Raw genomic sequence first — 12,896 nt, 5'->3', positions numbered from 1 at the left:
TCTTCGGCGTGGCGGATGCGGTGAAGGCGCGGCGGGTGCGCCCCGATCCTCCGTGTCACGCACGGTAATTGCCCGATATGCGATCTTTATCAGGCTATGTGAATCTGAACGCGAACCTGGCCCCGAGATCTCCCAATCTCCCCCCAATAGGAGGCAGATCAATATGGCCAAGAACAAGAATCGCAAGCAGTCCGGCGACCAGAACCGCGCTTCGGGTGCGGAGCGCGGCCGCGAGGAAGCCCAGAAGTCCACCATGGAGGCCCAGTCGACGTCACAGGCGACGCTGGAGCCGCAGGCGATGGGCAGCCCGTCGGACGTCGCCCGTAAGCACAAGAAGCGCTTCGGGCACAACTGACGCACCGCTCAAACACAGTTGGTACGTGCCGAGGGGCGCACCCAGGATCCGGGGTGCGCCCCTCGACGTACGTACGGCGGTGGCGCGGGCCGGGTCAGCCGGCCAGGCAGGCCGGGCCGAGCAGCACCTTCAGGTCGCCGTAGAGCGCCGGGTCCGGCTTCACGCGGTGCCGGTCGAGCCGCAGCACCGTGGTCTTGCGCGGCCCCTGGAGCCTGATCCGCACCTCGCTGTCGCCCCGGTGGTTGCTGAGGATCTCGCCGAGGCGGCTGATCATCGGCGGGGTCACCTTGAGCGCCGGGATGGTGAGGACCACGGGCGCGTTGGTGCCCGCGTTCGACAGGTCGGGGACCTGCATCTCCATGGCGACTAGCCGCGGCACGTCCTCACGCTTGTCGAGGCGGCCCTTGACGAACACCACGGCGTCCTCGACCAGTTGGGTCGACACGAGCTGGTAGGTCGCCGGGAAGAACATGCACTCGATGGAGCCGGCGAGGTCCTCGACGGTGGCGATCGCCCACGCGTTGCCCTGCTTGGTCATCTTGCGCTGGAGGCCCGAGATGATGCCGCCCACGGTGACGACGGCGCCGTCGGAGAAGTCGCCGCCGGTCAGCTGGCCGATGCCGGCGTCCGCCTTGTCGGAGAGCACGTGCTCCAGGCCGAAGAGCGGGTGGTCGGAGACGTACAGGCCGAGCATCTCCCGCTCCTGGGCGAGCAGATACGTCTTCTCCCACTCGTCGGCGGAGAACTCCACGTCGAGGCCGAAGCCCGGCTCGCTGCTGTCCGCCTCGCCCATGCCGCCGAAGAGGTCGAACTGGCCCTCGGCCTCCTTGCGCTTGACCGCGACCACGTTGTCGATCATCGGCTCGTACTGCGCGGTGAGGCCCTTGCGGGTGTGCCCCATCGTGTCGAACGCGCCCGCCTTGATGAGCGATTCGGTGGTGCGCTTGTTGCACGCGGCGGCCTCGACCTTGTCGAGGTAGTCGGGGAACGAGTCGAACTTCCCCTTCGCCTTGCGCGAGCGGATGATCGAATCCACCACGTTCGTACCGACGTTGCGGACGGCCTCCAGGCCGAAGAGGATCGTGTCGTCGCCCTGCGCGGCGAAGTTGTGGACCGACTCGTTCACGTTCGGCGGGAGCACCTTGATGCCCATGCGGCGGCACTCGTTGAGGTAGACCGCGGACTTGTCCTTGTCGTCCTTGACGGAGGTGAGCAGCGCCGCCATGTACTCGGCCGGGTAGTTGGCCTTCAGGTAGGCGGTCCAGTAGGTGACCAGGCCGTACGCGGAGGAGTGCGCCTTGTTGAACGCGTACCCGGCGAACGGCACCAGGACGTCCCACAGGGCCTGGATCGCCGCGTCGGAGTAGCCGTTCTTCTTCGCGCCCTCCTGGAACAGGACGAAGTTCTTCGCCAGCTCCTCGGGCTTCTTCTTGCCCATCACGCGGCGCAGGATGTCGGCCTCGCCGAGCGAGTAACCGGCGATGATCTGCGCGGCCTTCTGCACCTGCTCCTGGTACACGATGAGGCCGTAGGTCAGGCCGAGCGTCTCCTTCAGGGGCTCTTCGAGCTCCGGGTGGATCGGCGTGATCTCCTGGCGGCCGTTCTTGCGCTCCGCGTAGTTCGTGTGCGAGTTCATGCCCATCGGGCCCGGCCGGTACAGGGCCGAGACGGCGGAGATGTCCTCGAAGTTGTCGGGCTGCATCTGGCGCAGCAGCGAGCGCATCGGGCCGCCGTCGAACTGGAAGACGCCGAGGGTGTCGCCGCGGCAGAGCAGTTCGAAGGTCTTCGGGTCGTCCAGCGGCAGCGAGAGCATCTCCAGGTCGATGCCCTTGCCGGCCCGGACCATCTTGACGGCGTCGTCCATGATGGTCAGGTTCCGCAGGCCCAGGAAGTCCATCTTGAGCAGGCCGAGCGACTCGCACTGCGGGTAGTCCCACTGCGTGATGGTGACGCCGTCGGTGTGCCGGGTCCACAGCGGGGCGTGGTCGACGATCGGCTCGCTGGACATGATCACGCCGGCCGCGTGCACGCCCATCTGCCGGACCAGGCCCTCGACGCCCTTGGCGGTGTCGATGACCTTCTTGACGTCCGGCTCGTTCTCGTACATCCCGCGGATCTCGCCCGCCTCGCCGTAGCGGGGGTGCTGCGGGTCGGTGATGCCGGACAGGTCGATGCCCTTGCCCAGGACGTCGGCGGGCATCGCCTTGGTGAGCCGGTCGCCCATCGCGTACGGGTAGCCGAGCACGCGCGCGGAGTCCTTGATCGCGTTCTTGGCCTTGATCTTTCCGTACGTGCCGATCATGGCGACCTTGTCGGCGCCGTACTTCTCGGTCACGTACCGGATCACCTCGACGCGCCTGCGCTCGTCGAAGTCGATGTCGACATCGGGCATGGAGACGCGCTCGGGGTTGAGGAACCGCTCGAAGATCAGTCCGTGCGTGATCGGGTCGAGGTCGGTGATGCCCATGGCGTACGCGACGATCGAGCCGGCCGCGGAGCCACGGCCGGGGCCCACCGCGATGCCGTTGTTCTTGGCCCACATGATGAAGTCGGCGACGACCAGGAAGTACCCCGGGAACCCCATCTGGATGATGATGTCCATCTCGTACTCGGCCTGCTTCTGCCGGTCCTCGGGGACGCCGGCCGGGTAGCGGCGCTCCATGCCGACCCGGACCTCCTCCTGGAACCAGGTGACCTCGGTGAAGCCCGCCGGGATCTCGAACTTCGGCATGAGGTCGCGCTTCTCGAACATGCCGGTGGTGTCGATCTGCTCGGCCACCAGGAGCGTGTTGCGGCAGCCCTCCTGCCACGCGTCCGAGGAGTCGACGGCGTACATCTCGTCCGTCGACTTCAGGTAGTAGCCCGTCCCGTCGAAGCGGAAGCGGTCCGGGTCGGAGAGGTTCTTGCCGGTCTGGATGCACAGCAGGGCGTCGTGGGCGGTCGCCTCGTGCGCGTACGTGTAGTGCGAGTCGTTCGTCACCAGCGGCGGGATGCCGAGCTTCTTGCCGATCTCCAGCAGGCCGTCGCGGACCCGGCGCTCGATCTCGATGCCGTGGTCCATCAGCTCCAGGAAGTACCGGTCCTTGCCGAAGATGTCCTGGTACTCGGAGGCGGCCTTCAGGGCCTCGTCGAACTGGCCGAGGCGCAGGCGGGTCTGCAGCTCACCGGAGGGGCAGCCGGTGGAGGCGATCAAACCCTCGCTCCACTGCGCGATCGTCTCCTTGTCCATGCGGGGCCACTTCTGCAGCCAGCCCTCGGCGTACGCGTCCGAGGAGAGCTTGAAGAGGTTGTGCAGCCCCGTCTTGTTCGCCGCCCAGATCGTCTTGTGCGTGTAACCACCCGAACCGGACACGTCGTCGCGCTTCTGGTGCGGCTGGCCCCACTGGATCTTGCGCTTGTTGCGCCGCGACTCGGGGGCGACGTACGCCTCGATGCCGATGATCGGCGTGACGCCCGCCTTCTGGGCGGAGTGGAAGAAGTCGTACGCGCCGTGCAGGTTGCCGTGGTCGGACATCGCGATGTGCGTCATGCCCATCTCGTTGCACGCGTCGAACATGTCCTTCAGCCGCGCGGCACCGTCCAGCAGCGAGTACTGGGTGTGGACGTGCAGGTGCGTGAAGGGCGGCTTGGTCACGGGTGGGGCTCCAATGGCGAACAAGGGGCGAACGCGGCGGGGACAGCTTGGAAGTCTACGACCGCGATGTGACAGCCGACGGGCACTCCGGAGTACCGTCGGGCGTTGGACGGGGCAGAACACCCGTCCTGCGTGTCACATGAGCCCACGCACCATCCGTACCAGGAGGCACCCGGCGATGTCGGTCCCGCAGCCCACCGCTGAGCAGCGCGGCGAGGAGATCCTCGCCGTCTTCGACACCGCCTTCGGCGAACTCCTCGCGGCGGACCCCGCGGCGTTCCGGGTCAAGTTCCGCAAGATGGCCGCCTCGGCGTTCGCCTTCTACCGCGGCACCGCGTGCCTGTTCTACCGGGACGTGGAGCGCGAGCAGCACGGCGGCCCCTACCTGGACGACCGCACCAGCCGGGTGTGGATCCACGGGGACCTGCACGCGGAGAACTTCGGCACGTACATGGACGCGACGGGCCGGCTGATCTTCAATGTGAACGATTTCGACGAGGCGTACGTCGGCCCGTTCACCTGGGACCTGAAGCGGTTCGCCGCCTCGGTGGCGCTGGTCGGCTACGCCAAGGCGCTGGGCGACGACCAGATCACCGACCTGGTGCGCACGTACGCGGCGGCCTACCGCGAGCGGATCCACGCGCTGGCCACGGGCGCCAAGAGCGACGAGGTGCCGCCCTTCACGCTGGACACCGCCGAGGGCCCGCTCCTGGACGCGCTGCGCGACGCCCGCTCGCTGACCCGCTTCGGGCTGCTCGACTCGATGACGGTGATCCGCGACTTCGAGCGCCGGTTCGCCGACGGCGGCGGCTCCATCGAGCTGGACGCGGCGACCCGGTACAAGGTCCTCGCGGCCTTCGACGGCTATCTGGAGACGCTGCCGGAGTCCTCCCTGACCCGCCCGGACTCGTACCGGGTGAAGGACGTGGTCGGGCGCCGCGGCATCGGCATCGGCTCGGCGGGGCTGCCCTCGTACAACATCCTGCTGGAGGGCAACAGCGACGCGTTGGAGAACGACGTCGTGATCTACATGAAGCAGGGCCAGACCCCGGCCGTCTCCCGGCACATCACGGACGCGGCGATCCGGGGCTACTTCCAGCACGAGGGCCACCGCACGGTCATCTCGCAGCGCGCGTTGCAGGCGCACGCGGACCCGTGGCTGGGCTGGACCGAGCTGGACGGCTCCGGCCAGCTCGTCGCCGAGGTGTCGCCGTATGCGGTGGACCTGGACTGGGGCGACATCGACGACCCGGAGGAGATCGCGGCGGTCGTCGCCGACCTCGGCCGGGCCACGGCGGCGATGCACGCGGCGGCGGACGACCAGTCCGGCGAGTCGCTCGTGCCGTTCTCCACGGAGCGCGCCATCGACGCGGCGATCGCCGCGGACGAGGAGGGCTTCGCGGGCCTGCTGGTCGACTTCGCGCACACGTACGGGGCACGCGCGCGCGGCGACCACCAGATCTTCGTGGACCTGTTCCGCAACGGCCGCATCCCGGGGCTGCCCGCCTGACCGCCGCGGGGGCCCTCGCCCCCGCACGATTCCATAACGCACAGGCACCCTTTAGCCATCGCCTACCACCGGTCATGGCACACTCTGCCGCGATGGACGACATATCCGGGACCCAGCTCAGAGCCGTGCGCGCGGCGCTCTTCACGGCGCTCGTCGTGACGCTCTCCGCCGCGTCGCACGTGCTGCTGTCCCGGGCCCCGCTGCCGCTCACGACGGTCGCCGCGACCGCGGCGGCCGTCTTCGTGCTCGCCCACGCGCTGGCGGGCCGCGAGCGCGGCTTCGGCCGGATCGCGGCGCTGCTCGTCCCGCTGGAGCTGGCCGCCGACACGGTCTTCACCACCGGCCAGCACGTCTGCTACGGCGAGGCGGGCGGCCCGGTCGCCGGTCCCCTGCGCTCGTTCGGCCTCGACGTGCTGTGCGGCGGGAGCGTCGGCACCCCGCTGGCCCGGATGACCGGCGGCACCGGCGAGCGGGCCGCCACCCTGCTCGCCCACAGCGACCCGGCGGCGTCCTGGCTGCTGCTCGGCGCGCACGTCGCGGTCGGGCTGCTCGCGGCCGGCTGGCTGCGCCGCGGCGAGCAGGCCCTGGCCCAGCTGCTGCGCGCGGTGGCCGCCTTCGCCTTCCGGCCGCTGCTGACGGCCTGCGCCGCCGACCGGGTCCGCCTGGAGCCGCTCCCGCGGCGGCCGCGCCCCGCCGCCCGGGTGCCCGCCGCCCGCGCGCGGCTGCGGCTGCACTCCGTGGGACGGCGCGGACCGCCGTGCCTGGCCGCCTGAAGCCAGCGCACGACAGTCCCCGAACCCCTCTCTGACATTCCACGGAGCAGACAGATCATGAGTAAGCGCAACAGCCAGCAGGCGAAGTCGGCGGCCCGCGAGCGGCTGCGGGCCGAACGCGAGCGGCAGGCCAAGAAGGACAAGGCGAAGCGGCAGGCGGTCGTCGCCGGCTCCATCGTCGCGGTCCTCGCGATAGCCGGCGTCGTGAGCTACCTGGTCGTCCAGGGCAACAAGCCCGACTACTGGGAGGCCGCCAAGAAGGACGCCCTCGTCGCGCCCAAGAACACCAGTGGCAAGAACAACACCACGGTCGTCCTCGGCAAGGACTCGGCCAAGAAGACGATCATCGCGTACGAGGACTCGCGCTGCCCGGTCTGTGCCGCCTTCGAGCAGACGGTCGGCCCGACGGTCAAGAAGGACGTCGACGCGGGCAAGTACAAGCTCCAGTACGTCGGCGCGACCTTCCTCGACAACAACCTCCAGGGCGAGGGCGCCAAGAACGCGCTGAGCGCCCTCGGCTCCGCCCTGAACGTGTCGAAGGACGCCTTCTGGGACTACAAGGAAGCCCTCTACTCCAAGAAGTGGCACCCGGAGGAGACCTCCGACAAGTTCAAGGACGACGCGTACCTGATCAAGGTCGCGAACACCGTCCCCGAGCTGAGGAACGACAAGGCCTTCCAGAAGGACGTCAAGGACGGCACCTTCGACCGGTGGGCCCTGGAGATGTCGAAGAACTTCGACAACAACAAGTACGGGGTCGAGGGCACGCCCTCCTTCGTCGTCGACGGCAAGAAGCTCACCGGCTCCGACGGGCAGAACGCGCCGGGCACCGTCGAGGAGTGGAACGCCGCGGTGGACAAGGCCCTCAAGGGCTGAACCGCGCCGAGAGGGCCGTCGTCGCCTGCTGAAGGCCCCTAGAGCGCGTCCAGGAAGCCGAGCGCCACCCGCCAGGTGGCCTCGGCGGCCTGCGCGTCATGGTCCGGCAGCTCCGGGTCCGTGTAGAGGTGACCGGCCCCCGGATACCGGTAGACCTCCACGTCGGCCCCCGCCCGCCCCATCTGGAGATACCAGGCACTCAGCCAGTCGTCCGTCTCGAACGGATCGGGCTCGGCGACGTGCAGCTGGACCGGCAGCCCGTCCACCGACGCGTTCGCGGCCAGGTCGGACGTGCCGTGCAGAAGCAGCAGCCCCCGCGCCTTCTCGTCGCCGAGGGCAAGCGTCTGCGCGACCGCGGCGCCGAACGAGAAGCCCGCGTACACCAGGCCGCGGTCGGAGTAGGGCGCGGCGGCCAGCACGGCCCGCTTGAGCAGTTCGTCCTTGCCGATCCGGTCCCGGTGGGCCATGCCCTCCTCGACGGTGTCGAAGGTGTGCCCCTCGAAGAGATCCGGGGTCCACACCTCGTGCCCGGCGCCGCGCAGCCGCTCCGCGGCGGCCTCCACGGCGGGCCGCAGACCGAACGTGGAGTGGAAAAGCATGATGTTCATGGGGCCCATGGTGCCAGGAACGCCACAGGTTAGAGCAGGCCGATCCCGGTTACGGTCGAGGGATGGAGAACGTACTGCGCCCGCTGATCGTTGTCGGTGGCTCGGTCGTGCTCACACTCCTTCTCGGGTGGGCCGTCGACCGTCTGCTGCAACGTACCGACCGACGCCATCACGAGACTCCTCTGTGGGGACTGCTGCGCCGCTGCCGCCTGCCCTTGCAGTTCACGCTCTGCGCGGCTCTGCTGAGAGGCTCCTACGACCAGGCCGAACTGACGAAGGAACACTCGGCCGGGGTCGGCCAGGCGCTGACCCTGGTCCTGATCGGCGCCACCGCCTGGCTGATCGTGCGGATCGCGACCGCCGTCGTCGAGTCGTCCTACGCCCGCTACGCCACCAGCCACCGCGACGCGGCCCGGGTCCGCCGGGTGCGCACCCAGGTCACCCTGATCCAGCGCATCGTCATCGCGGTGGTGGGCGTCGTGGCGGTCTCCGCGATGCTGCTCACCTTCCCCGCGTTCAAGGCCGCGGGCGCCTCCCTGCTGGCCTCGGCGGGCATCCTGGGCATCGTCGCCGGTGTCGCCGCCCAGTCGACGCTCGGCAACCTCTTCGCGGGCTTCCAGATCGCCTTCGGCGACATGGTGCGGATAGGCGACACGGTCGTGGTGGACGGCGAGTGGGGCACGATCGAAGAGGTCACCCTCACCTATCTCGCCGTGCGGACCTGGGACGAGCGCCGGATCACGATGCCGGTGTCGTACTTCACGTCCAAGCCGTTCGAGAACTGGTCGCGCGGCGGCTCCCAGATGACCGGCACCGTCTTCTTCCACCTGGACCACAGCGCCCCGGTGCCGCAGATGCGCGAGAAGCTGCACGACATCCTGCTCGACTGCGCCGCCTGGGACGGCCGCGACTGGAGCCTGGCCGTCACCGACTCCACGCCCAGCACGATGCAGGTCCGCGCGGTGGTCACGGCCAAGGACGCGGACGACATCTGGACCGTACGGGTCCGGGTCCGCGAGCAGCTGCTGCGCTGGCTGACCGACCACCACCCCTACGCGCTGCCCCGGATCAACACGGCGACGGCCCTGATCGGCCCCGGAGAGATCGGCACGACCCTGCCGGCGCACGACCTCATGCGGGACGGGCACGCGCCCCGCACCGGCCGGGGCTGAGCGCCCGCCGTCCACCCCGCGGAGCCTGCGCTCAGCGCAGGCTCCGCACGTCCAGCTGGCGCAGCACCCGGTCGACGACCTCCGGGACGGCGCCGGGCTCGCTGCGCGCCGCGAGCACCTCGTGCCGGGCCGCCGAGAGCATCTCGCCCTGGATCCGGCGCACCCGCTTGATCCGGGCGAACCGCTTGGCCTGCGTCGCCCGCCGCTCCTCCGCCCCCAGCTCCGGATTGATCCGCAGCCCGATGTCGTAGGCCCGCCGCAGCATCTGCTCCTGGACGTCCTCGGGCAGCTCCTCGACCTCCTCGATCTCCTTGAGGCGGCGTTTCGCGGCCTTGGCGGCGCGCAGCGCGAGGCCCTTCTCGTACTCCTGCTCCAGTTCGGTGTCGGCCTGCACCCCGAGCTTCTTCACCAGCCACGGCAGGCTGAGCCCCTGGAGCACCAGGGTGGCCATGATCACACCGAAGGCGATGAAGACGATCTCGTCGCGCTTGGGGAAGGGCGAGTCGTCGTCCATGGTCAGCGGGATGGCGAGGGCCAGCGCGACGGAGGCCACACCGCGCATTCCGGACCACCACATGATGACCGTCTCGCGCCAGCTGACCGGGATCTCCTCGGCGACGTCGCGCCGCGCGTGCAGCCGCTGCGTCACCCAGGTCATCGGCAGCAGCCACAGCAGGCGGACGACGATGACGACCCCGACGACGGCGGCCGACCAGCCGAGCATCTGGCCCCAGTGGCCCTCGGCGGTGCGGACGACGTTGTGGACCTCCAGGCCGATGAGGCCGAAGGCGACACCGGTGACGAGGGTGTCGACGACGTCCCAGAAGGCGCGGCCGGTCAGCCGCGTGAGCACGTCGTCGGCGTCGAAGGCCCGCTCGGCCAGGAACATCGCGGTGGTCAGGACGGCCAGCACGCCCGAGCCCTTCAGCTCCTCGGCCAGCACGTAGGAGGCGTACGGGACCAGGAGGGTGAGCCCGATCTGGAGGGTGGCGTCGCCGAGGTAGCCCATCAGGCGGTTGGCGGCCCAGCCCAGCGCGACGCCGACGGCGACGGCGACGACGGCGGAGAGCACGAGCTGGAGCGCGGCGTGCGGCAGCGAGAAGCTGCCGCTGACGGCGGCGGCGATCGCGACGTGGTAGAGCACGATCGCGGTCACGTCGTTGAACAGGCCCTCGCCCTCCAGGATCGACACCAGGCGGCGGGGCAGGCCGAGCTGTCCCGCGACGGCGGTCGCGGCGACCGGGTCGGGCGGTGCCACGAGGGCGCCGAGCGCGACGGCGGCGGCGAGCGGCAGCCCCGGCACCACGGCGTTCGCGACGAAGGCGACCGCGGCGGTGGTGACGAAGACGAGCGCGACCGCGAGCAGGAAGATGGGCCGTTTGTTCGCCGCGAACTGCCGCCAGGAGGTGCGGTGCACGGCCGCGTACAGCAGGGGCGGCAGGACCAGCGGGAGGATCAGGTCCGGCGGGATGTCGACGTTCGGGACCGCGCGGATCAGGGCGAGGACGATGCCGAGCAGCGTCATCAGGACCGGGGCCGGCAGCCCGAGCCGGTCGCCGAGCGGCACGCTCAGGACGGCCCCGAGCAGCAGCACGAACAGCAGGGCCAGTTGATCCACGGGTGCTCCGACCAAGGTCGACGATCAAGAACGTTCGGCCTCCAGAGTGCCACGCAACCCCGTCCCGACCGGTGATCATCCGGGCCCCGTCATATCGAGGCGCGCCACCGGACGCGCCCCTGGAACGGCGCACGCGGTGCGCGTTTCAGGGGCGCGGGAAACTGCGCGACCAGCCACGACGAAAGCGGCACGCGACCGCTATGCCAGGGACTTCCTCATCGCCAGATGAGGAATCCCGGCGTCCGGGAACTCGGGGCCGTACGCGACGTACCCCAACCGCTCATAGAACCCGAGCGCATGCGTCTGCGCGTGGAGATCGACCGCGGCAAGACCCCGCGCGCGGGCAGCGTCCTCGACGGCCCGCACCAGGGCCGCGCCCACGCCAAGACCCCGGGCCACCTTCAGCACGGCGAGCCGGCCGAGCGCCCCGACATCCGGTGTCCCGCCGTTCTTCGCCGCCGCGGCGGCGCCCGTCAGCAACCGCCCGGCCCCCAGCGGCAGCCCGTCGTCCCGCACCGCCAGCACATGGACCGCCCCGGCGTCGTACGCGTCGTACTCCAGCTCCTCCGGCACGCCCTGCTCGTCGACGAAGACCTCCCGGCGCACGGCGAAGCAGGACTCCCGGTCCGCGTCGGTCCCGGCGACGCGGACGGCGTAGCCCGGCGCGGAACTCATTCGCTCTCCGCCCGCACCCGGTCCAGCGCGACCTGGAGGTCCTCGGGATACTCGCTGGCGAACTCGACCCACTGCCCGTCCGCCGGGTGCTCGAACCCGAGCCGCACCGCGTGCAGCCACTGCCGGGTGATGCCCAGCCGCTTGGCGAGCGTCGGATCGGCGCCGTACGTCAGGTCGCCGACGCAGGGGTGCCGGTGCGCGGACATGTGCACGCGGATCTGGTGCGTGCGGCCGGTCTCCAGCTTGATGTCGAGCAAGGAAGCGGCCCGGAACGCCTCGATGAGGTCGTAGTGCGTGACCGAGGGCTTGCCCTCCGCGGTCACGGCCCACTTGTAGTCGTGGTTCGGGTGGCGGCCGATGGGGGCGTCGATGGTGCCGCTCATCGGGTCGGGGTGGCCCTGCACGAGCGCGTGGTAGCGCTTGTCCGGCACCCGCTCCTTGAACTGGCGCTTCAGCGACGTGTAGGCGCGCTCGGACTTGGCGACCACCATCAGTCCGGAGGTGCCCACGTCGAGACGGTGCACGATGCCCTGCCGCTCGGCGGCGCCTGACGTGGAGATCCGGTACCCGGCGGCGGCGAGCCCGCCGATGACGGTCGTGCCGGTCCAGCCGGGGCTCGGGTGGGCGGCGACGCCGACCGGCTTCACGATGACCACGATGTCGTCGTCGTCGTGCACGATCTCCATGCCCTCGACGGGCTCGGCGACGATCTGCACGGCGGCGGGCGCCTGCGGCATCTCCACTTCCAGCCAGGCCCCGCCGTGCACCCGCTCGGACTTGCCCACGACCGAACCGTCCACCGTCACCTTCCCGGCGGCGGCGAGCTCGGCGGCCTTGGTGCGGGAGAAGCCGAACATGCGGGAGATGGCGGCGTCGACGCGCTCGCCCTCCAGGCCGTCGGGCACGGGCAGGGTTCGGATCTCGGGAATCGTGCTCACCCGTCGAGTATGCCGGAGCGCACCGGGGGCCCCGCACCACGGCCCCCGGCACCGCGCGCGCGGTGCGCCGGCGGGCCGTGACCCCGGTCACCGGAGCCCGGCTGGGGCCCGTCAGTCCTTGTGGACGGTCCCGTCCGGGTCGATGCCGCGGAAGGAGAGCAGCACGATCAGGATGCCGCCGCAGACGATCGCGGAGTCGGCGAGGTTGAAGACCGGGTAGTTCTTCGGCGCGATGAAGTCGACGACGGCTCCTTCGAAGACGCCGGGGGCACGGAAGATCCGGTCGGTGAGGTTGCCGAGCGCCCCGCCGAGCAGCAGCCCGAGGGCGATCGCCCACGGGGTGCTGTACAGCTTCTTGGCCAGCCGCGCGATGACGACGATCACGGCCGCCGCGATCACGGTGAAGACGATCGTGAAGGCCTCGCCGATGCCCCAGGCGGCGCCGGGGTTACGGATCACTTCGAGCTGCAGCCAGTCCCCGAGGACCTGGATGGAGTCGCGGTGCTCCAGCTTCGCGACCACGAGCAGCTTGCTGCCCAGGTCCAGGGCGTACGCCAGTACGGCCACGGCGAACAGCGCGGCGATGCGCCGCCTGCCCCGGGCCGGCGCGGCCGACGAGCCGGCCCCGCCGTCCTTCTCCGGCTCCGCTGCCCCCGCCTCGGGGGAATCCGGCGTACCGATGATGCGCTCCGCCTCTGCCACGTGAGTCCCTCAACCTAGGTACCTGACTGAGGACG

The 12,896-nt window shown here is 70.2% G+C and carries 11 protein-coding genes; 5 read left to right on the top strand and 6 right to left on the bottom strand.

Features of this window, described 5'->3' with window-relative positions; genetic code table 11:
- Positions 1 to 163: 163 nt before the first annotated feature.
- Entirely contained in the window at positions 164 to 355 is a 192-nt protein-coding gene (locus tag ACIBW6_RS24585) for a hypothetical protein (protein WP_399063058.1), read from the top strand.
- A gap of 94 nt (positions 356 to 449) precedes the next feature.
- On the opposite strand, the gene dnaE is transcribed toward ACIBW6_RS24585, so the two are convergent.
- Entirely contained in the window at positions 450 to 3,989 is a 3,540-nt protein-coding gene (gene dnaE / locus ACIBW6_RS24580) for a DNA polymerase III subunit alpha (protein ID WP_399063056.1), read from the bottom strand.
- A 178-nt stretch (positions 3,990 to 4,167) separates the two neighbouring features.
- Between dnaE and ACIBW6_RS24575 the strand changes: the two genes are divergently transcribed.
- The 3 genes from ACIBW6_RS24575 to ACIBW6_RS24565 all read left to right on the top strand — a co-directional run bounded on the left by ACIBW6_RS24575 (position 4,168) and on the right by ACIBW6_RS24565 (position 7,148).
- Positions 4,168 to 5,499: a DUF2252 domain-containing protein gene (locus ACIBW6_RS24575; RefSeq protein ID WP_399063053.1), complete on the top strand. Its 1,332-nt coding sequence runs from the start codon at positions 4,168 to 4,170 to the stop codon at positions 5,497 to 5,499.
- A gap of 92 nt (positions 5,500 to 5,591) precedes the next feature.
- The gene (locus tag ACIBW6_RS24570) at positions 5,592 to 6,272 is read left to right on the top strand and encodes a hypothetical protein (protein WP_399063051.1); all 681 of its coding nucleotides are present in this window, start codon (positions 5,592 to 5,594) and stop codon (positions 6,270 to 6,272) included.
- 57 nt (positions 6,273 to 6,329) lie between these two features.
- Entirely contained in the window at positions 6,330 to 7,148 is an 819-nt protein-coding gene (locus ACIBW6_RS24565; RefSeq protein WP_399063049.1) for a thioredoxin domain-containing protein, read from the top strand.
- Between the two features lie 38 nt (positions 7,149 to 7,186).
- On the opposite strand, the gene ACIBW6_RS24560 is transcribed toward ACIBW6_RS24565, so the two are convergent.
- Complete coding sequence (locus tag ACIBW6_RS24560; RefSeq protein WP_399063047.1) at positions 7,187 to 7,756, bottom strand: dienelactone hydrolase family protein; 570 nt, start codon at positions 7,754 to 7,756, stop codon at positions 7,187 to 7,189.
- A gap of 62 nt (positions 7,757 to 7,818) precedes the next feature.
- On the opposite strand from ACIBW6_RS24560, the gene ACIBW6_RS24555 reads away from it, so the two are divergent.
- Positions 7,819 to 8,928: a mechanosensitive ion channel family protein gene (locus ACIBW6_RS24555; RefSeq protein WP_399063044.1), complete on the top strand. Its 1,110-nt coding sequence runs from the start codon at positions 7,819 to 7,821 to the stop codon at positions 8,926 to 8,928.
- A gap of 31 nt (positions 8,929 to 8,959) precedes the next feature.
- On the opposite strand, the gene ACIBW6_RS24550 is transcribed toward ACIBW6_RS24555, so the two are convergent.
- The 4 genes from ACIBW6_RS24550 to lspA all read right to left on the bottom strand — a co-directional run bounded on the left by ACIBW6_RS24550 (position 8,960) and on the right by lspA (position 12,861).
- Positions 8,960 to 10,546, bottom strand: coding sequence for a Na+/H+ antiporter (locus tag ACIBW6_RS24550; RefSeq protein ID WP_399063042.1), 1,587 nt, complete (start codon positions 10,544 to 10,546; stop codon positions 8,960 to 8,962).
- 198 nt (positions 10,547 to 10,744) lie between these two features.
- Positions 10,745 to 11,221, bottom strand: coding sequence for a GNAT family N-acetyltransferase (locus ACIBW6_RS24545; RefSeq protein ID WP_399063040.1), 477 nt, complete (start codon positions 11,219 to 11,221; stop codon positions 10,745 to 10,747).
- On the bottom strand, positions 11,218 to 12,159 hold the full coding sequence (locus ACIBW6_RS24540) for an RluA family pseudouridine synthase (RefSeq protein ID WP_399063039.1): 942 nt from the start codon (positions 12,157 to 12,159) through the stop codon (positions 11,218 to 11,220). The genes ACIBW6_RS24545 and ACIBW6_RS24540 overlap by 4 nt, the downstream gene beginning before the upstream one ends.
- A gap of 111 nt (positions 12,160 to 12,270) precedes the next feature.
- Entirely contained in the window at positions 12,271 to 12,861 is a 591-nt protein-coding gene (lspA, locus tag ACIBW6_RS24535; protein ID WP_399063037.1) for a signal peptidase II, read from the bottom strand.
- Between the last annotated feature and the right edge of the window lie 35 nt (positions 12,862 to 12,896).

Source organism: Streptomyces sp. NPDC049813, from assembly GCF_044465085.1.
In the GTDB taxonomy this organism is placed as follows: Bacteria; Actinomycetota; Actinomycetes; order Streptomycetales; family Streptomycetaceae; genus Streptomyces.
The sequence above is the reverse complement of the archived record's forward strand: the minus strand, read 5'-3'. Positions and strand labels throughout refer to the sequence as shown.

Coding starts and splice junctions, on each gene's coding strand:
- ACIBW6_RS24585 (WP_399063058.1), top strand. CDS start 164: ATGGCCAAGAACAAGAATCGCAAGCAGTCCGGCGACCAGAACCGCGCT.
- ACIBW6_RS24555 (WP_399063044.1), top strand. CDS start 7,819: ATGGAGAACGTACTGCGCCCGCTGATCGTTGTCGGTGGCTCGGTCGTG.
- ACIBW6_RS24545 (WP_399063040.1), bottom strand. CDS start 11,221: ATGAGTTCCGCGCCGGGCTACGCCGTCCGCGTCGCCGGGACCGACGCG.
- ACIBW6_RS24570 (WP_399063051.1), top strand. CDS start 5,592: ATGGACGACATATCCGGGACCCAGCTCAGAGCCGTGCGCGCGGCGCTC.
- ACIBW6_RS24565 (WP_399063049.1), top strand. CDS start 6,330: ATGAGTAAGCGCAACAGCCAGCAGGCGAAGTCGGCGGCCCGCGAGCGG.
- ACIBW6_RS24560 (WP_399063047.1), bottom strand. CDS start 7,756: ATGAACATCATGCTTTTCCACTCCACGTTCGGTCTGCGGCCCGCCGTG.
- ACIBW6_RS24575 (WP_399063053.1), top strand. CDS start 4,168: ATGTCGGTCCCGCAGCCCACCGCTGAGCAGCGCGGCGAGGAGATCCTC.